Source organism: Leptothoe spongobia TAU-MAC 1115, from assembly GCF_018739885.1.
Lineage (GTDB): Bacteria > Cyanobacteriota > Cyanobacteriia > Phormidesmidales > Phormidesmidaceae > Leptothoe > Leptothoe spongobia.
The window spans coordinates 1-18,542 of sequence record NZ_JADOES010000047.1 but is presented as its reverse complement, the minus strand read 5'-3'; the positions used below and the strand labels follow the sequence as shown (position 1 = coordinate 18,542).

General features: G+C 49.2%; 17 protein-coding genes. 12 read left to right on the top strand and 5 right to left on the bottom strand.

Annotated features, from left to right (window positions below; translation table 11 throughout):
• Positions 1-3 precede the first annotated feature (3 nt).
• Positions 4-1,509: a GTP-binding protein gene (locus tag IXB50_RS18740; RefSeq protein WP_215610521.1), complete on the top strand. Its 1,506-nt coding sequence runs from the start codon at positions 4-6 to the stop codon at positions 1,507-1,509.
• A 47-nt stretch (positions 1,510-1,556) separates the two neighbouring features.
• On the opposite strand, the gene IXB50_RS18735 is transcribed toward IXB50_RS18740, so the two are convergent.
• A complete protein-coding gene (locus IXB50_RS18735) occupies positions 1,557-1,958 on the bottom strand; it encodes a 4a-hydroxytetrahydrobiopterin dehydratase (protein ID WP_246564704.1) in 402 nt (133 codons plus the stop codon).
• A 203-nt stretch (positions 1,959-2,161) separates the two neighbouring features.
• On the opposite strand from IXB50_RS18735, the gene psbP reads away from it, so the two are divergent.
• Complete coding sequence (psbP, locus tag IXB50_RS18730) at positions 2,162-2,710, top strand: photosystem II reaction center PsbP (RefSeq protein WP_215610520.1); 549 nt, start codon at positions 2,162-2,164, stop codon at positions 2,708-2,710.
• 3 nt (positions 2,711-2,713) lie between these two features.
• On the top strand, positions 2,714-3,304 hold the full coding sequence (locus IXB50_RS18725) for a Maf family protein (protein WP_215610519.1): 591 nt from the start codon (positions 2,714-2,716) through the stop codon (positions 3,302-3,304).
• 238 nt (positions 3,305-3,542) lie between these two features.
• Here IXB50_RS18725 and IXB50_RS18720 read toward each other — a convergent pair whose 3' ends face one another.
• Genes IXB50_RS18720 through IXB50_RS18710 form a run of 3 tightly spaced genes read right to left on the bottom strand, consistent with a single transcriptional unit; the run spans position 3,543 to position 8,099 of the window.
• Positions 3,543-4,682: a CO2 hydration protein gene (locus IXB50_RS18720; protein WP_215610518.1), complete on the bottom strand. Its 1,140-nt coding sequence runs from the start codon at positions 4,680-4,682 to the stop codon at positions 3,543-3,545.
• On the bottom strand, positions 4,679-6,253 hold the full coding sequence (locus tag IXB50_RS18715; RefSeq protein ID WP_215610517.1) for an NADH-quinone oxidoreductase subunit M: 1,575 nt from the start codon (positions 6,251-6,253) through the stop codon (positions 4,679-4,681). The genes IXB50_RS18720 and IXB50_RS18715 overlap by 4 nt, the downstream gene beginning before the upstream one ends.
• A gap of 10 nt (positions 6,254-6,263) precedes the next feature.
• A complete protein-coding gene (locus IXB50_RS18710) occupies positions 6,264-8,099 on the bottom strand; it encodes an NAD(P)H-quinone oxidoreductase subunit F (RefSeq protein ID WP_215610516.1) in 1,836 nt (611 codons plus the stop codon).
• A gap of 696 nt (positions 8,100-8,795) precedes the next feature.
• Between IXB50_RS18710 and IXB50_RS18705 the strand changes: the two genes are divergently transcribed.
• From IXB50_RS18705 to IXB50_RS18680, 6 genes are all read left to right on the top strand, one after another.
• On the top strand, positions 8,796-9,104 hold the full coding sequence (locus tag IXB50_RS18705; RefSeq protein ID WP_006518194.1) for a carbon dioxide-concentrating mechanism protein CcmK: 309 nt from the start codon (positions 8,796-8,798) through the stop codon (positions 9,102-9,104).
• Between the two features lie 69 nt (positions 9,105-9,173).
• Positions 9,174-9,512 carry a carbon dioxide-concentrating mechanism protein CcmK gene (locus tag IXB50_RS18700; RefSeq protein WP_006518195.1) on the top strand — a complete coding sequence of 113 codons (339 nt, stop codon included), beginning with the start codon at positions 9,174-9,176 and terminating at the stop codon, positions 9,510-9,512.
• A 3-nt stretch (positions 9,513-9,515) separates the two neighbouring features.
• Entirely contained in the window at positions 9,516-9,818 is a 303-nt protein-coding gene (locus IXB50_RS18695; RefSeq protein WP_215610515.1) for a EutN/CcmL family microcompartment protein, read from the top strand.
• 26 nt (positions 9,819-9,844) lie between these two features.
• Complete coding sequence (locus IXB50_RS18690) at positions 9,845-11,863, top strand: ribulose bisphosphate carboxylase small subunit (protein ID WP_215610514.1); 2,019 nt, start codon at positions 9,845-9,847, stop codon at positions 11,861-11,863.
• 31 nt (positions 11,864-11,894) lie between these two features.
• Entirely contained in the window at positions 11,895-12,593 is a 699-nt protein-coding gene (locus IXB50_RS18685; RefSeq protein ID WP_215610513.1) for an LbetaH domain-containing protein, read from the top strand.
• Positions 12,594-12,832: 239 nt separating this feature from the next.
• Positions 12,833-13,630, top strand: a complete 798-nt coding sequence (locus IXB50_RS18680; RefSeq protein ID WP_407658826.1) for a carbon dioxide-concentrating mechanism protein CcmK — start codon at positions 12,833-12,835, stop codon at positions 13,628-13,630.
• 61 nt (positions 13,631-13,691) lie between these two features.
• On the opposite strand, the gene IXB50_RS18675 is transcribed toward IXB50_RS18680, so the two are convergent.
• Positions 13,692-14,156, bottom strand: coding sequence for a DM13 domain-containing protein (locus IXB50_RS18675; RefSeq protein WP_215610511.1), 465 nt, complete (start codon positions 14,154-14,156; stop codon positions 13,692-13,694).
• A 421-nt stretch (positions 14,157-14,577) separates the two neighbouring features.
• On the opposite strand from IXB50_RS18675, the gene IXB50_RS18670 reads away from it, so the two are divergent.
• The 3 genes from IXB50_RS18670 to IXB50_RS18660 all read left to right on the top strand — a co-directional run.
• Entirely contained in the window at positions 14,578-15,312 is a 735-nt protein-coding gene (locus tag IXB50_RS18670; RefSeq protein ID WP_215610510.1) for a PspA/IM30 family protein, read from the top strand.
• A 154-nt stretch (positions 15,313-15,466) separates the two neighbouring features.
• Positions 15,467-17,005, top strand: coding sequence for an OmpA family protein (locus IXB50_RS18665; RefSeq protein WP_215610509.1), 1,539 nt, complete (start codon positions 15,467-15,469; stop codon positions 17,003-17,005).
• Between the two features lie 56 nt (positions 17,006-17,061).
• Positions 17,062-18,542, top strand: a 1,481-nt coding sequence (locus tag IXB50_RS18660; protein ID WP_215610508.1) for a hypothetical protein, incomplete at its 3' end; no start/stop codon positions are given.

Genomic DNA, 18,542 nt, shown 5'->3' with positions numbered 1-18,542 from the left:
ACCATGATAGACCCCACCTTGGCTCAGGATGTTACTACTAGTCAGCCCCATCTGAGAACAGCCTCAGAGAATACATTGAGTGCCCCTGAACACCCCCTAGTAGATCAAGCCCGTCAAAGCCTGAGGCAAACCATCGATCGCTATATTCCTCAGTTAGAGCTAACCTGCTCAGATGCCGATGAACTTAAGCGTCAGGCTGCCGTTAAAGCAGGTATTGACCAGCTGACTGCTCTCCTTAACAAACTCAATAGCACCCTGCTAAGGGTAGCGGTCTTTGGTTTGGTCAGTCGTGGTAAATCGGCTGTTCTCAACGCCCTGGTGGGGGAAAAAATTCTAGAAACGGGTCCCCTAAACGGAGTCACCCAATGGCCTCGTTCGATCTACTGGACACCTACCGTTCCCGAACAAGAAACACCTCTAAAAATCGAACTGATTGACACTCCTGGGTTGGATGAAATCGAAGGGGCTGAACGGGGGCAGGTGGCTCAGGAGGTAGCTCAACAAGCTGACCTGATTCTATTTGTGGTGGCGGGAGATATCACAAATACCGAATACACCGCCCTGCAGACTCTCTACCAGACACGTAAACCATTGTTGTTGGTTTTCAACAAGACAGACCTGTACCCTGAGACAGATCGCCAAGCCGTTTACGACAATCTGCAACGACTCCAGAATCAACTGTTACTCGACGAGCAAAGCGAGCAAGACGAAAGCACTACCCCATGCTCAGATGTGCCGATTGTGGACGATGTTATCCTCGTGGCAGCAGAACCCATGCCACTAGAAGTCAGGATCGAATGGCCTAATGGTCGTATCACTAAGGAATGGGAAACACCACCCCCGGATATTGATCCACTCAAAAGTACCCTTATTGGTCTAATTCAGACAGAAGGACCTACGCTAGTCGCTCTCAATACCCTGCATCAGGCTAACCAAATAGATACAAATTTAGCCCAGGATACGGCCCAACTCAATCACACTGCTGCTGACAATATTATCCTTCAGTTTGCAAAATATAAATCGGCCGCTGTCGCCCTAAATCCTGTAGCAGTGCTGGACCTGCTGGGTGGCGTTGCCTCTGACCTAGTCATGATCCGTAACCTAGCCAAACTCTACGGTTTTCCCATGACCAGTTTTGAAGCCAGTAAACTATGGCAAGTCATTGTCCGCAGTTCAGGTACGCTGCTGCTCAGCGAACTGGGGAGTGGTTTACTCTTAGGTATTGGCAAAAGTGGGACGGCTTTGTGGAGTCTGGTAGATGGTGCCGCTGGATTGACCGCCTACGCTGGAGCCATGGGAGCACAGGCCGCTGCTGCCGGCTATGGTACTTACGCTGTCGGTCAGGCAGCCCGCGTGTATCTCGAACAAGGGTGTTCCTGGGGACCTCAAGGTATTAAAACTCTCATGAGAACTATCGTAGCTGACGCTAAAACAAATCCTACCCTTGCGCGACTGCAACAAGAAGTACGACAATCTGTAGAAGAACAATATAAACAACAAAACCAATAGACATCTAGAAAGATCGACAGCTTTCATCCTAATGTTTTAAAAAATTGTTAACGTGTCAGCTGGGAGATTTTTGAAGCCAGCTGAAAGTCAAGCTCTGTAATCCCTAGAGCGTCATGGGTGGTCAGCTGCAGAGAAACTTGATTGTAGTTGATTTTAATGTCAGGATGATGACCTAGTTGCTCAGCAGGTTCCACCAAACTGTTAACAAAACTGACTGCCTCAACAAAACCTTCAAATGTGCGCGTGTAAAACAGACTCTCTCCGTCGGTTGTCCAATCGGGCAAATTCCGCATGCGGAGTCTAATCTCTAGTGAACTTAAACGAGCAGGTGCTCCTTTCAAGCTGACTGTGTCCTTTGCTCCATCGACTTGAACTATTTTGGGAGAAACACCTACTAAATACTGAGGAACTAGACTAGCAATTAGCATTAGATTAAGCACATAATTCATGAGTCTTAACTCAAATAATTGGGACGGTAGATATCTGCGAATTACTTAGCGATTTTCCCTATAGTGGCGTAACTGACGAGCCCAACTAAACACCAATAGATGACATAGAAGACGGTGGACAGTGCTCACCCTACAAAGACTTTACAGAAGATGCGACAATGGGTATTGTCAATCTATTTCACATTACTTAACGGGTATTCCCAATGCTAAAGCGATTAGTTGCTTTGATAATAGTGTTTGTCACGATGTTTGGCTTAGAGGCTTGTAGCGGCTCTGCTCCTGTGAGTTTGCTGAACTATGTCAATAGCTATCAAGGCTATCAGTTCAACTATCCAACGGGTTGGGTTGAAGTTAAAGTAGCTGAAGGACCAGACGTCGTTTTCCACGACATCATCAACACAACTGAAAATGTAAGTGTAGTTGTGAGTCCTGTAGCCGATGGGAAAACCTTGGAAGAACTGGGTGGCCCCTCCGAAGTGGGCTATAAGCTATCCCAAAACATTACAACGGTGGCAGGTAGAGATCGCAACGTAGAACTCCTCAGCGCTCAAAATGTAGACACCCCTGAAGGCAAAACCTATTACATCTTGGAATATCTGACAACAACACCTAACGGACAACGCCATAACTTAGCTAGTGCAATTGTTCGTCGTGGTCAGCTATTTACCTTCAACGCATCGGTACCTGAAGCTCGCTGGAAGCGTTTGAAGAATTCCCTCACTCAGGCAGTCGCATCCTTCTCGGTTTATTAAACAATGCCCGCTCCTCAGTTTGTATTAGCCTCTGCTTCTCCAGCAAGACGGCAGCTATTGCTAAATGCAGGCATACAGCCGTTTGTCTCACCTAGTAAATTTGACGAAGACCAAATTACCCTCAGCGATCCAGAAGCGTTAGTCAAAGCCCTTTCTCTAGGGAAAGCGGAGGCTGTTGCTCCGTTATTTCCTAATGCGGTTGTCTTGGGGTGTGATTCGGTCTTAGCCTTTGACGGCATCATATACGGTAAACCGGAAACGCCAGAGGCTGCGATCAAACGCTGGTGGCAAATGCGCGGCAAGGTGGGTGAGCTAGTGACGGGGCATACGTTAATATCCCCCAAAGCGACTAAGACCCTGACTCGATGTCAGGTGACTCGGGTGCATTTTGGCTGGGTTAGCGATCGTGAAATTGAAGACTATGTAGCTACAGGTGAACCAATGAACTGTGCTGGGGCCTTTACCATCGATGGTAGGGGCAGCGCCTTCATCGAAAGGCTAGAGGGCTGCCATACGAATGTGATTGGTCTAAGCATGCCGATGTTACGACAAATGCTAGGTGAGCTGGGCTATCGGGTAACGGACTTTTGGTAGACATCTGGCGCTCAGGGAGCACTCTAGAAAATCCTTGCCAACAAAAGTTCAATATTTGAAATTAAGTTCGTTCCCTTAACTGCCAGCGCAGCAACAGCGAGTTTAACACTACGCCGATGGAACTAGATACCATAAATCCACCGGCAAAGCCGGGACTGAGGACAATGCCAAACTGGGGTAGGAGTATGCCTGCCGCTAAAATGCATTGCGTGCCCTATTTTGCATGGTTGATATATTTTTAAGGGGTTTGGACGGCCTCCAATTGGGAAGAGGCCAACCGATCCATCCAACCCAGCAAAAACTCGCGATTTGCCTCTATATCTTCAGGGTCAGTAGCACCGGCTCCCTTGGGCAAAAGACCGACCAAAGCCGCATTGGTCACACAGAACATGGACCGCTGAAAGCTAGCACAAATCTTCACCCGCACGTCCCCCAGACCGCGTACGGTCTTGAGATAATGCTCCTCAAGATAGTCAGGCATGTGACGGAACATATCCTGCATCAACAGCGTAGGTGGGATCCCGCTACCACCAATGGGCAGCGGATCCGCATACAATGCACCGTAGGCGAACCGGCTTTGGTCCGGAGAAATTTGTTGGGCCTGAGCGTTGTAAGACACTGTTCCCAAAAAAGGAGCCCCACGGAAGAAAATGGACTCCACATAGGGAATGGCTGTATCGGGCAAGAATGTCAGTCCCGCTGAATCAGGCAAAAGATCGTAGGTCTTGCCACCAATTTCAACGCTGTAGGTGATAGGACGGGCAGCATCTGCCACCAGACCATCCTTAACGTGCTCGACAATCTGGGGGATATGTTTGATTTCCCCGTTGCGATAGCGAGCGGCCAACGAGGTGAAGATATCGCTCATCACTCGCCAGAACTGACCTAAACCGCTGTAGTAAGAAAGCTGACGAATTTGTTCGATCAAGAATTCAGGAAAGGCGCGATGGAAGACCTGTAGCACGGGGTTGAACTTGATCTTGGCTGCGATCGCAGTCTGACAATTTGCCCGAAACTCATCCGTATCCAGATAGGCATCTAAACCGCCGCCACCGTGCCACATCATGGCTTTCATGGTGTACTCGGCATATTCATAGTTAATCCGATCATGGCAAAAATGTCGCCACATCTTAGCCGGATTAATCTCACCATCAAGGTATTTAAAAACGGGAAACAGATTCAAAAACTGATGATCGGCAATGTGAATCAGGTTAATTGAATAAAAATCCAAAACAATACCGTAGCTGTCTAGAGCCCCCATTACCTCGACCACATTGTCAGGGGTATCGGGCAGTAGGGTGCCACCGGCGAGCAAACGGTCAGCATAGTGGGCAAACGGATGAATATCTTTTCGTTTAGAAGGCGTAGTATGGATCATAAAGCACAGTCTCCATCCGAACACTTAGCTACATCTGTGGAAGCATCGGCAAGCGGTACAGATATCTGGTAAGAAGACACCTCTAGCTTGGCCGGCATCGCGTTATACATGGCCGTTGTTGTTGGCTCAATCCAGCGGGTCATCCAACTAGGGCTGAGGCCAAATACAAACAACAAACTGACTAATGCGAAAGCTGGCAGCCGCTCCTGCCAAGTCACAACCGGTAAAACAGGATCCTGTTCCACTGTTTGTTTTTCAGTTGTTGCTAACCGGCCAAAGAAAGCGCGGTTCACCAACAGTAAGAAGTAAACTGCCGTCAAGCCAGACCCCAGTAAACAGAGCAAAGTTTGAGGGGCAAAGCTAACAAAGCTGCCGCGATAGACAATGAATTCAGAAATAAAGCCCACCATGCCAGGAATACCGGCACTGGCCATTACTGCCAGCACCATGGCACTACCAATTAACGGTAAGCCTCGTTCGGGATTCAGCAATCCTCGCAGTACCGTCAAATCACGAGTACCTGTCTTTTTGTAGACTACTCCGACCACTAAAAACAGCAGTGCTGAGATAAACCCGTGGCTCACCATCTGAAAAACAGTTCCGACAAAGCTGAGGGGGTTAGAGGCGGCAGCTGCCAGCAACACATACCCCATGTGGCCAACCGAACTATAGGCCACCATTTTTTTCATATCAGTTTGGGCAATGGCTGCTAAGGAACCATAGAGGACACTGATTACAGCCCACCAGGCTAAATAGGGTGCTAGATCGACCCACACCTCTGAGAAGGTACAAACGCCAAAGCGGAAAAGACCGTAAGTTCCTAGCTTGAGTAGTACACCTGCCAGCAGTACCGAAATCGGCGTGGATGCCTGTACGTGAGCATCAGGCAACCAGGTGTGAAGTGGAAAGAGAGGAATTTTGATACCAAAGCCGATTAACAGAGCGGCTAACAAAACTGCCTGCTGAATCCAGGGCAAACCCTGGGCCATGGTCGCACTGTAATCAAAACTGGAAGACCCACTGAGCCACACCAGTCCCAAAAAGGAGGCCAAAATCAAAATGCCAGATAGGGCTGTATAAATTAGAAACTTAGTAGCTGCATACCCTCGTTTAGGACCACCCCAAATAGCAATTAAGAGATAAAGGGGAATCAGCTCTAGCTCATAGAAAATAAAGAAGAGCAGTAAGTTTTGGGCAACAAACGCACCAGCAACGGCAAAGGTGATAATCAGCAATAGGGAGTAATATAGCCTGGGCCGACGCATATCGTTATCACTGGCATAGACCGCAACAAGGGATAACAGGCTATTAATGATGAGTAATGGTAGAGACAGGCCATCAATGCCCAGTTCATATCCCAGGCCCAACTCTTCCAGCCAGGGCATTGACTCAATAAATTGCAATCCAGTAATAGACAGATCAAACTGGGTCAACAGATATAGGCTGACAATTAAATTAACGCCCAAAAAAGCAATACTAATGCCTTTAGCTCGCTCACTGGCGAGTTTATTGGGCCAACAGCCAACAACTAGAGCCCCCAGCAATGGAATCAATAACAACGCACTTAGCATTCGTTTTCCCTCACCACATTGCCCATGTCATCAAAAATCCCAACAGACTTACGCCCACCACAATGGTGAAGATATAGCCCTGGGACTGGCCAGAAATACTATATTTCAGACCTTCACCACTCATTAACGAAACCATTCCCACCAGGTTGACAGCGCCGTCCACCACATAGCGGTCAAACCAACTGACGATGCGTGAAAATTGACGAACAACAAACACCACAGTGACTCGATACAGTTCCTCGGTGTAGAAATCGTTGGCCAACAAATCTTGCATCACCCGCATAGATCGCTGGGTAGAACGCAACAAAGAACGACTCAACGTAGCGGTACAGCCCAAAACTAAACCCAATACCCCTGACGCAATCAAGGCACCAAAAACCCAAGGGTGCCAGTAACGTAGTGGCGGCAGTAGAGACATGTGCATCAGGCAAAATGGCAACAGCACGACAAAGATACTTAGGGCAATCATCGGTGTTGACATGAGCCAGTTCGCTTCTGGCGAACGACGGGTTTTGGGAGTTGGTTTACCCAAAAACACTAGTCGGAATACGCGCACTAAGTTAAATACAGTTAGCGCGTTGACCAGCAAAAAGATCCCGGCTAGTACCGGATGTTCCCGTCGCAAAAAGTCCACCCCAAGCTGCAGAGACCAGAATCCTCCCAATGGGAGAACGCCAACCATGCCAGCTCCACCCACAACAAAAGCAATGGTGGTTGCTGGCATCCGAGACCATATACCTCCCAACTCTGTCATGTTCTGGCAGCTAGTGTTATTAATAATCGCGCCAGTGCTCATGAACATCAGAGCTTTGGCAACAGCATGGGTGAATAACAGACCAATGGCCACACCTGGCCACTCGGCTCCTACAGCAATAAAGACTAGGCCGATATAGGCACTGGTGGAGTAAGAGAGGGCACGTTTTAGGTCAACTTGTGCGATCGCAACTAGAGACGCTCCCACAGCCGTTGTTGTGCCAATCGCAATCAAGGCAGTCAGTGCAACTGGAGATACTACAACCACAGGCTGCAGCTTGATTAGCACATAAGCTCCACAGGTCACCACCACTGAGTTTCGCAGAATTGAAGCTGGACTTGGACCCTCCATCGCCTCGTCTAGCCACAAGTGCAGTGGAAACTGGGCACATTTACCGGTCGGACCTGCAATCAACGCCAACCCAAGTAATGTGGCCGCCAACGGCTGTAAATCTGCATGCTTTACCCACTCGTACATCTCGTTGTAATGGAGGTCACCGGCCCAACTCGATAGGCCCAGTACCCCCATCAGCAACAAAATGTCCCCGACACGCTTGGTCAAAAAGGCATCTCTTGCTGCTTTGACCACCAGAGGCTGAGCATACCAAAAGCCTACAATCAAATAGGTGGACAGGGTGAGCGTCTCCAGCAGGAAGTAGGCCAAGAAGAAAGAGCTACTCAGTAAAACACCGTTTACCGCCCCCTCGAAAAAGCCCATAAGCGAAAAGAACCGAGCCAAGGCCCATTCTTTTTCCATATACCCCAAACCATAAATTTGGGCCAACAGCGTCAACCCGGTGGAAAGCTCCATGACACCTAGGTTAAGCACCGACAAATCTAAATCAAAGCTCAGGCTCAAATCGGCCACTTGAAGCCAAGGAACCTGAAGCTCTATTCCGCCCACATTCCAAATACCCATAAACACAAACGTGCCATGGATGAATGCGATCGCGGTCATAAACAGGTTGATATAGACCGCTGGCCTAGGCCCGGTACGCTGCACCATCCCTGTAGACCAGGGTAAGGAAAGAAGTACCCCCAAAAACCCGTAAATCGGGATAAGCCAACTCAACTGAATCAGAGACTGCATCATGCCATCAAAGAGCCCACCGGCAACTATAAACACCCTAACGAGGCATTAAGCCACTCAACACCCGCCTCAAACAGAACACCAGACTTATATCTAGAGTGCTGACACAGATGCATACAGACTGTGCTCAACCTCAAAACGTGCGGATAGTCACAAAAAACAAACACGTTAGACGATCAAAAACACATCTGTTGCAATCAGCTAGCCCAGATAAATATCTATGGCTAATTTTAAGATCACATACATTTATTTATGGTACCTGATGAACACCCCTTGGCGAGAGCTTCTCTCTATTCATCAGTAATCCTCACTTTCCAAAGGATGAATGCTTATCACGTCGCCGCTACAAGCAAATAGACCTGCCAATTCAAAAAGCAGATTCGACTTCAATTGATCTAACAATCCAAGAGCAACAAGGCATACGAGGCAATCAATCTACGACTAAAACTCAAATCCTTTACCTTTCGCAGTAAATAGTCATCAGTATTGATAATGCTTAACATTAGAAACAATCATTGAAACTTATATTGTCAAACTGCTGACCCGCTCGTATTCTGAATTGTAGTCATGGAGTTATTGCAGACTAATGGTTTGCAAGGTAAGTCTCGGTATGTGAAGTAATTCTGAAAGAATTCTTAACCTCATCCGCCGAGGCATAGGTGCTTGAACTAAAGCTGTTTATCTAGGAGATTTACGACAATGCCGATTGCCGTAGGAATGATTGAGACACGCGGTTTTCCCGCTGTTGTAGAAGCTGCTGACGCGATGGTAAAGGCCGCGCGTGTAACCCTAGTTGGCTACGAGAAGATCGGTAGTGGTCGTGTGACCGTTATTGTTCGTGGCGACGTATCTGAGGTTCAGGCGTCAGTTGCTGCTGGAATTGAGTCTGCTAAGCGTGTGAATGGTGGCGAAGTTTTATCCACTCACATCATTGCCCGTCCTCACGAGAACCTGGAGTTCGTGCTGCCTATTCGCTACACCGAAGCAGTCGAACAGTTTAGGACCTAGCGGGTTAGGGCCTAGGTTTTGATTTCACTTAACCCAGTTTAAATAGTCAGCATACCAAGGTAAAAATCGATGGCAATCGCAGTAGGAATGGTTGAAACCCTGGGCTTTCCAGCGGTAGTAGAAGCGGCTGACGCCATGGTCAAAGCCGCCCGCGTAACCTTAGTTGGTTACGAGAAAATCGGTAGTGGTCGTGTGACTGTTATCGTTCGTGGTGACGTGTCTGAAGTACAGGCATCAGTTGCTGCTGGCGTTGAGAATGTTAAGCGTGTGAATGGTGGTCAGACTCTGTCCACTCACATCATTGCTCGTCCCCATGAGAACTTGGAGTTTGTACTCCCTATTCGCTACACCGAAGCTGTTGAGCAGTTCCGTGAAAGCGTAAGTGGTATCCGCCCCTACGGTAGATAAGGGATGCGCCTAGGTAAGGTTCGTGGCACGGTTGTTAGCACCTGCAAGGAGCCAAGTTTAACAGGCGTCAAGTTCTTGCTGATTCAATTTGTTAGTGAGGATGGCGATTTACTTCCTGACTATGAGGTAGCAGCTGATGTTGTGGGTGCCGGTCCCGGTGAATGGGTTCTGGTTACCTGCGGCAGTGCTGCCCGTCAGCATAGTGGGTATGAGAGCAGGCCAGTAGATGCTGCGATTGTGGCCATTGTTGACACTGTTAGTTTGGATTCTGGCTCGCTCTACGACAAGCGTGAGGATTTTAGTTAATAGCTTTCTTGGGAGGATATGGGCCAATGGTTAAACAAGCCATGGCGGCATCCCCTGCCCAATATCAATCACTGGCCAAGCCAGTAATTGAGCCGACTGCCTTCGTCCATTCTTTTTCTCAGGTCGTGGGCAGTGTTTATGTCGGAGGCGACGTATCGATCGCTCCTGGCACCTCAATCCGGGCAGATGAGGGATTGCCCTTTTACATCAGTAGCCACTGTGATATTCAAGATGGTGTTGTCATACACGGTCTTAGCAGCGGTTGTGTTCAGGGAGATAATGGCCAGTCTTATGCTGTCTGGCTATCACCTAATGTCACGCTCACGCACAAGGCGTTGATTCATGGTCCTGCCTATTTAGGTGAGGGTAGCTTTGTTGGTTTTAGATCAACCATTTTCAATGCGCGTTTGGGTGCTGGTGTAATTGTCATGATGCATGCCCTGATTCAGGACGTGGAGGTTCCCCCAGGTCGATGTGTGCCATCTGGCTCTGTGATTACCACCCAGGCCCAGGCAGATGCTTTGCCCAAAGTTACCGAAGCGGACTTAGCCCTTGTCCGAGATATTGTTGAGCCCCATATTCGGGAGCGTGCCCGCGATTCTCGTGTGGGCAATGCGACCCAAGCGTTAAGGGGATATCCCCAATACCCCGATGGTGCAGCCAATGCTGTTCCTGTCCAATCCGCTCGCCACTCGGCGAGCAGCCCACACACCCAATACGCCACCGATAACGTTGGTATAGATACTATGCAAGCACTAGCACCCGAAATTGTTCAACAGGTTCGTCAGTTTATCTCTCAGGGCTACAAAGTTGGCGCAGAGCATGCGGACAAGCGTCGCTACCGCAGCGGTGTGTGGCAGAGTTGTCCTACTGTACAGTCGACTCGTGAAGGTGATGTGTTGTCATCCCTAGAGCGCTGTATGGCAGAGAACTCAAATAGCTATGTGCGAATTTTTGGCATTGACCCCGTAGGGAAGCGTCGTATTGGCATGATGACTGTACAGCGCCCTGATGGAAAGCCGGTTGAAGCTAATAAGAGTGCAGTTGCGTCGTCTCAAGCAACTGTGCCTACGGGCAACGGTGGTGGCAGTATAGCGGGTGATATCGCGGGTCAGGTTCGGGCCTGGATTCGCCAAGGGTTCAAGATTGGTACAGAGCATGCTGATCGTCGCCGCTATCGTAGTGGTGTTTGGCAAACTTGCACGCCCATCCAGGCTGCCCGTGAGTCTGAGGCCATGGATGCTCTGCAGGCTTGTTTGTCAGAGCATTCTGGTGAATATGTGCGCATGTTTGGCATTGATCCGGTGGCTAAGTGTCGTATCGCCCCAGTCACTATTCAGCGCGGTGATGGTAAGCCGGTGGGGCTACAAACTGGAACGGGTGGCACTAGTGCAGCTCCAGCAGCTGGTCAGAATGGTGCAGCCCCTACTACGAGCAATGAACTAGTACCTCAGATTCGTTCTATTTTGGCGCAGGGACAAAAGATTGGTATTGAGTATGCCGATAAGCGTCGCTACCGCAGTGGTATTTGGCAAACAGCGCCTGCCATATCGGCCTCCAGTGAATCTTCGGCGGTTGCTGCTATTCAGCAGGTCTTAGCAGCCCATGCCAATGATTATGTACGCATCTTTGCCATTGATCCTCGAGTCAAGCAACGGGGTCGAGCCATCACGATTCAAAAGCCAGGACAAGCCGTCAGCGCACCTGCAGCTTCCGGTTCCCAGCAGTCTGCATCCTATGGTGGCGGTGGTCGTCAAGCTGCTCACAATAACGGAAATAGTGCTTCAGTAAGTGCTGATGTGGCTCAGCAGGTTACACAGTTGGTAAACCAGGGCTATCGTGTGAGCACGGAGTATGCCGACAAGCGTCGTTATAGTAGCGGTGCTTGGCAGACAGGGAATCCAATTAATGGAAACCGTCCTTCTGAGGTAATTGCTGCGCTGAAAGCTCAACTGGCTGAATACTCTGGGCACTATGTTCGCTTGGTGGGTGTTGACCCCCGTGCTAAATGTCGCGTACTAGAAACCACCATCCAGCGTCCGTAGTCTAATTTTGTCTAGCCCTAGCACCGCCGCGATGGAACCCTCGCCTCTACATTTTGTGAGCCATACCCATTACTATCGCGGTGGCGACGTGGTTGTTGATGCGTCAGCAGCTGTAGCCCCAGGTGTGGTGTTTAGAGCTGCACCCCATGGTTCGATTCGGATTGGGCCTGGCGTCTGTGTCGGTGCAGGCGTGGTCATTCAGGCGAAGCAAGGCTGTTTGTATATTGAGGCTGGGGCAAGTTTAGGGACTGGGGTGTTGATTGTTGGGCATGGTCATGTTGGCAAGGATGCTTGTGTGGGACCATCTAGCACATTGATCAACCCTGCGATCGCACCCAATACCATCATCCCTTCCTGCTCACTCATAGAGTCACAAGCAAGTCCATCCAAGACAACGGTGCCTCAATCCGCAGCTTACCAAGCTTCAGGGTCTACTTTCCAAACACCGAATTTCCAGACTAAGAGTGATCCAGTGCCATCGATGCCGATGCCACCGAGAACCTCGCCAACGGTGCAACCGCAATCAGTATCCCCTAAGGCCGTCAATGTACCTGACGTTGAACCCACAACAACATCAGCACCATCGACGGAAAATACCTCAGGGATGACAGCGCCTAACAATTCCGTTTATGGTCGCGATCATCTAAATAGTTTATTGTCAGCACTTTTTCCCCATAGACAGCCGTTGAATAATGGCAATACAAGTGGCCAATCTGAGAAAGACTCTTAGAATAGGGGATACATAATATTTTTCTATCTAACTGAGAGAAATAACTTCCTTGGTAGAGATTTCTCAAATTAACCGTAAGTAATAAGTAACATCGCTTTTAGAAGCCTTTCTTGAAACTTTCGCCGTACAGTGTTGAATAGACCTTTAAACACCCAAGGGCTCATTAACGCTACTTGAGACTCACGATGCCAGTAGACTCTTCTGCTCTAGCTAGTTCCACGGATAAAGCCAGGTCATTAATGAGCTGGGTTCAGAACTCAGCCTTGGGGATAGTGTCCACCACCAGCTTTCCGGCCATTATCGGTGTCGCTGACGCCATGATGAAATCGTCAAACGTATATCTGGTGGGCTACGAAAAAACTGGCGGTGGTCAGTGTAGTGCCATTGTTCGAGGTGGAGTTGCCGATGTGCGCATGGCAGTCCATGCGGGAGTAGAAACCGCTAAGCAGTTTGGTCAATTGGTATCTTCGTCACTGATTCCTCGACCCATGGCGGATATGGAAAAGGTCTTGCCAATCTTGCCGCGTATGAGTGAGCTGGATGGGGTAGGAGAAACTCACATGAGCAGCGGTGCCATTGGGTTGCTGGAGACCCGTGGTTTTCCAGCCATGGTGGGGGCAGCAGATGCCATGACTAAATCGGCTGAGGTAGAACTTATTTCCCACGAAACGATTGGGGAAGGCCTGTGTACGATTTTGATTCGTGGGTCGCTGTCGAATGTGGCCATTGCTGTCGAAGCAGGTATGCATGAAGCTGAGCGCATCGGTGAGCTGAGTGCCGTGATGGTGATTCCTCGACCGCTCAATGATCTGGAACGCAGCTTACCGAAGGTCAAGCAAGCTAAGAAACCGCAGAAAGTTAAGCTACCGCTGAAACTGGAAGAGCGCCAGAAGGAATTGGTTCCAGCCGAGGCTCCTGTGGTAGAAGTCCAAAAACAAAAGCAGTTGGACTTACCGGAGCCGGAATTAATGCAGGCTCAGCCGCCTACGATAGACGTACAACCTCAAAAGCCATTAGATTTACCTGAGTTTGAGTAATTTCTAGACAAGATAATTCTTACAGGGCACTCCTATGAGTGCCCGTACAACAATCAAGGCCTTAAAGGTCAGCGTAGCCAAAGGTGACGTTAAATTCTGCACACCAGATGGCAACTGAACCATAATCAGCAAGGTTCAGATCAGCAGGTAAAACGTAGCCCTGAGAACCTTCGAAACTTTTTAGATCACCAACATAGAGATAATCGCCTTCAGCCAGGCTAACGGGGACAGAATCACCTTTGTAGAGTAAAACCTGAACAGCAGGACCACGGGCCGTATCAAAAGCGCCATCAAATTCAAGCCTACGTTGACCATCTTTTTCGACGATACGGGCGGTGCCGGTAGTGGGATGACCCTGATCAACGGTGACAAACTGACCAGAGGTGAGCAGCGTTTTGGCTGTGGCCGTTTGGGTAATGCTAGGTTTAGCGGCCAGGGCATCGCCGATGCTAACAGTTTGAGCTGCAGGAACGAGGACAGCTGTCAGCATTAGAGCAGATAGACCAGTGGAAAGTAGATTTTTCATGGGTTCATTCTCCGGTTAAATATTAGCCCTGTGAGCGGCTTGATTACTACTATCGAGGGGATGCCTGAATGCTAGTTGATGGGTTTATAAGGGATTAGTAAGCACTGTCTGAAAAAATCTGAGTGTCATGGATGATCGCGATCACAGTGAATCAATTAGGAATTATCTGTGAATTGTTTGAAGTAATACTTGTAGCAGTTATCCCATTGATTAGGATAGGAGAAATGCCTGGGGCATACTCCGATGGGATAGCAAAAGGCTCGAATAATACGAAATCCTGGCTGAGTGCGTCCAGTATCGAAGGGTTGGCACAAGGCACAACCCCTACGAAATCATCCATTTTGAATCGGGGTTACTGTATTCGGATTTCGTATAACTAAGTCAACTGCTACGTCGATCACTGTTTTCACGGTTGCAACATATGAAAAAGGCCGTTTATTGGTTGATGGGGGAGCGTGGAGGGAAGGCTACCCTGGCCCTATGGAATTGGCTGTGGGGCATTTCTAAGGACGTGTCAGAGCCAGAACGGGATGAAGATGAGGATGCGATCGCAACTGCCGAAGCCTCCCTCAAAAAAATGCAGCAATCCGTCAGTCAGCTCGCCGAAGCCACTAACCAACAGTACGCCACCTTCCAACGAGAAAAAAAGATCTACCTATATAAGGTAGGAGCCCTAAAACGGGCTGAACAATCGGCCCTCGCCGCCGAAAAAGAAGGACGTCAAACGGACGCCGAAGCCGCTATCGCCTCTGCCATGCACCTGGAGGAGCTTCTACCCAAGATCGAAGTTCAGGTCGAACAAGCAGAAAAACTCGCCAATGCGTCCCTCGCAAAACTACGCCAGGAGCGAGCCAGACTAAACAGCTATAAAAGCGACCTGCGCGCCCTAAAAAATCTAACCGAGGTCAATGACGCCCTAGAAGCCATTGCCGAAACCCACAATGAGGAAGATATGGCATCGGCCCGCGCCCAGTTTGAAGCCGCCAAAAATTCGGTGCATACGCGTTACCTAGAAAAGCGCGCCTATGTGGAATTGTCCGTAAATTCCGCAGAGCACCTTGGAACCGATTTTGATCCCATTGGTCAACAGCAAGAAGTGGCGCGACGACTACAAAACCTGAAAAACCAGACTCAATCGTCCCCCGAAGATGCTTAGTAGCTGAAACTCAAGCCAAAATCATAACCATGGTTATGAAAACTCTAACCGTGGGTTTTATTACCATAAGGCCATAAATCAATCTCCGTAATGTTCTGACTTGCTAGAACATATGCTGTAGGAACTTTATGGGAAATTACAGGAGGCAGTCTAGGTGTCAAGTCGTGCAGGTGGTCCCCCACCAATTGTTTATATTTTGGGTGTTATTGCGGTCTCCTTAGGATTTTGGAGCCAAAAGGACACGTTATTTTCGTTTTCTAAAGGACCTTCTATATCTATTAATAGCGACACAGATGAGCTAGTCATTCTGGGGGATACTTTTAGCGGCTACAGCACATTTCGCTCGCCCGAGCTGAACGACGAGTTAGAAAAAGCGGGTTTATCACTACGTTTTGACAATGAGTTTGATCAGGCTGAACGAGCCGCTCGCTTAGAAAAAGGGAGTGCGGATCTAATCGTCACCACCTTGGATCAGTATCTGAAGCACAAGCCAGATGGCAAAATCGTTGGCCTGATTGACCGTACCGTGGGGGCCGATGCGGTGGTGCTCAACACCCCTAAGTATCCAAACCTCAAATCCCTGAATGATTTGAGTCAGCTAGTGGCCCAAGGACAGCCCTTGAGTTTAGCCTATGCAACGGATACCCCCAGTGAGTTTCTAGCCCAGGTGTTGGATATTCGCTTTGACGGATTTAACATGTCTGATTTTAATCAGCTCAAGGTAGCTGAAGCATCAGAAGCCTGGAACGAACTCCAAAATACTAACCAGAATATCGCTGTTGCAGTGCTGTGGGAGCCCTTTGTCAGTCAGGCTCGAGAGCAGGGGCATACAGTTGTACTTTCCAGTGAAGATGCTCCCAATGCCATTTTGGATGTGATCGTGGCCTCGGATGACATGATCCGTAAGGAAGAAGAGCAGCTAACGGAGTTTCTATCTGCCTACTACCGCCGGATGGACCAGGCAACTCGAAACGATAGTCAGCTAAAAACCTTGATCCAAACCGATGGGGATCTATCTGCCGCGCAGGCTGATTTAGTCATCGATGGCATTGATTTCTTTACGTCGGTGGAAGCAGGACGCTGGATGGAAGATGGCATCCTGGATAAGCGGATTGATGCGACAGCGGCCATTTTAGTGTTGTCAGGACAACTGGCCCAAGTGCCCATCGCGACTGAATTGTATAGCGATCTCTTTATTGCCGAAGCTGTGGCTAATACCGAGTCCCTGATCCAGCTGGTACAGGCTGATGATCCAGAGTTAGCTAAATTTCTGACGGGAGAAGCTGCCTCTACACCAAACCAAGTAGCGCTCACCCCAGAGGTCATTCAAAGTTCTCAGCCGATTGGGGACTTACAGGTACGAGGCGAGGTTAAATTTGGTTCAGGATCGTCTGCGATCGCAAACGAAGGTCAGCAAACCCTGGCCCAGCTCGCGGCTGAGATCAATGAATTCAATACCGAGACGGTTGCCATTCGAGTCATTGGCCATACCTCCAAAACTGGAGCTGCAGCTCTAAACCAGAGTCTGAGCCAGCAACGGGCCGAAGCTGTCGTCAACTATTTAAAGAGTCAAGCCGTTGCGCACAATATTGTGGCCGAGGGCAAAGGTTTTAGCGAACCTCTAGCGGGCGTAGCTGCCAACGATCCTCAGAATCAGCGTACAGAAATTCGGTTGGTTCGTATTAATCAATAGACATTTTGATTATTTACAGCAGGCATTTGTGCCCCTGACTTACACTTCAAAATCCCATGCACCTTGAACCTCTGGTTGAAACTCATCAGGCAATGCTGACAGAAGCACTCGACATTGCCCGCTGTTTGTGCGGTGACGGTGCTGCAGAGAACAAGACCTTTTACCAACGGCAACAGACTCGGTTGCAAACCTTACACACCGAATTAGCCGCGTGGCGACGACATGAAATCAGCCATCAAACACAGCCCGTGGACGAGATTCCCATCACCGTTCGTCGGGCATTTGTGCGGGCCACGTTGCTAGCCAGGCAATATCACCAGTTGGCAGGGCACCAGTGGCAAGGGACTTTGCCCTCTCCCACCCTGAGCAAACAACTGCCAGATGACATTCCTGCTGTGCTTACTAGTCAAGATGCGATCGCACCCCTCTGTCAGTATTTTCAACTCTCTAACCAGGACCAAGCTGAGTTAACCAGAGCACTTCAACAGGTTGATCAGCGCATTGCCGCTCAAGCCGCCATCATCCAAGCTGTATTACGTAGCGTCGGTCTAGCGGACATCACCCAAGAGCAAAACACCACCCCCCAGCTGAGCCGGAGTCAGGCTGCTGTTTTGTTCAAGCATTTGTTTGACATTACCGTCCCGACCAATGTTATCGACATTGTCTTCACGCCGCTACAGATTTACTTCTGTCTATCGACTAACCAAAGCGAACTCTCAGCACAGATTCCTAGCACTGAACAGCAACAACTAACTGAGCTGTTTGCATCAATGCAAACCTTTAGCTTTGATCAGTTTCGTCGCTTTCCCACATTTGGCCCCTGTAAACCCAGGTATATCGATGCTGCCTGGGCCACCTCCATCGCCCAACAACTACAGGTACCGGTAGATAGTATCCTTGCAGCCCTATCGAGTTCTGTAAGCATTTTGCCTACGGATAAGGCCGAAACCTTTTTGATCCACGACATTTGGGGGCATTATTGGCAGCTAATGATGACCCAGTTTGAGGCAGACTATGCCATCTTGGGCCATTGCGATGAACCGTTACGAGCGGGAGAAACAGCCTATACAGACCAGGGGCCGGTCACCTGTCGTGAGCTATTCTCGTCCATAGCGGATGAAGTCACCCTGGACGAAGACAAAGCCCATGCCTTTTTCCATGGAGAAGTCAGACAGCGATTGGGTCTGGTCTTCACCCACCTGATTGGAGAGATGATGGCGGATGTGGCCGAATTTAAGTTTGTTTGGTGTCATCCCCAAGCCGCCAATGAACTACCCAGCTCTTCGGTATTTAAAACAAAACCAGTCAAGCTGGACCTGAGCCTGATCGATCTCGATTTTCTGTTTATTCGGGTGATTAACCCCCTGATGAAAATCAACATTTCGGCCCTGGAGACATCCCCTTTAGAACAAGAGATTTTAGCCAGCTGGAAAGCCCAAGGAATCAAGCAACCCTCCCTAGAGCGTATAAATTCACTTCCTCCCCTAACCAATACTTTCTTGGAGTTGAGGAGGAGACGGTGGAGGCAGGCCTTTTC

Coding starts and splice junctions, on each gene's coding strand:
- psbP (WP_215610520.1), top strand. CDS start 2,162: ATGCTAAAGCGATTAGTTGCTTTGATAATAGTGTTTGTCACGATGTTT.
- IXB50_RS18710 (WP_215610516.1), bottom strand. CDS start 8,099: ATGATGCAGTCTCTGATTCAGTTGAGTTGGCTTATCCCGATTTACGGG.
- IXB50_RS18670 (WP_215610510.1), top strand. CDS start 14,578: ATGAAAAAGGCCGTTTATTGGTTGATGGGGGAGCGTGGAGGGAAGGCT.
- IXB50_RS18715 (WP_215610517.1), bottom strand. CDS start 6,253: ATGCTAAGTGCGTTGTTATTGATTCCATTGCTGGGGGCTCTAGTTGTT.
- IXB50_RS18725 (WP_215610519.1), top strand. CDS start 2,714: ATGCCCGCTCCTCAGTTTGTATTAGCCTCTGCTTCTCCAGCAAGACGG.
- IXB50_RS18680 (WP_407658826.1), top strand. CDS start 12,833: ATGAGCTGGGTTCAGAACTCAGCCTTGGGGATAGTGTCCACCACCAGC.
- IXB50_RS18690 (WP_215610514.1), top strand. CDS start 9,845: ATGGTTAAACAAGCCATGGCGGCATCCCCTGCCCAATATCAATCACTG.
- IXB50_RS18735 (WP_246564704.1), bottom strand. CDS start 1,958: ATGAATTATGTGCTTAATCTAATGCTAATTGCTAGTCTAGTTCCTCAG.
- IXB50_RS18720 (WP_215610518.1), bottom strand. CDS start 4,682: ATGATCCATACTACGCCTTCTAAACGAAAAGATATTCATCCGTTTGCC.
- IXB50_RS18705 (WP_006518194.1), top strand. CDS start 8,796: ATGCCGATTGCCGTAGGAATGATTGAGACACGCGGTTTTCCCGCTGTT.
- IXB50_RS18685 (WP_215610513.1), top strand. CDS start 11,895: ATGGAACCCTCGCCTCTACATTTTGTGAGCCATACCCATTACTATCGC.
- IXB50_RS18740 (WP_215610521.1), top strand. CDS start 4: ATGATAGACCCCACCTTGGCTCAGGATGTTACTACTAGTCAGCCCCAT.
- IXB50_RS18695 (WP_215610515.1), top strand. CDS start 9,516: ATGCGCCTAGGTAAGGTTCGTGGCACGGTTGTTAGCACCTGCAAGGAG.
- IXB50_RS18675 (WP_215610511.1), bottom strand. CDS start 14,156: ATGAAAAATCTACTTTCCACTGGTCTATCTGCTCTAATGCTGACAGCT.
- IXB50_RS18700 (WP_006518195.1), top strand. CDS start 9,174: ATGGCAATCGCAGTAGGAATGGTTGAAACCCTGGGCTTTCCAGCGGTA.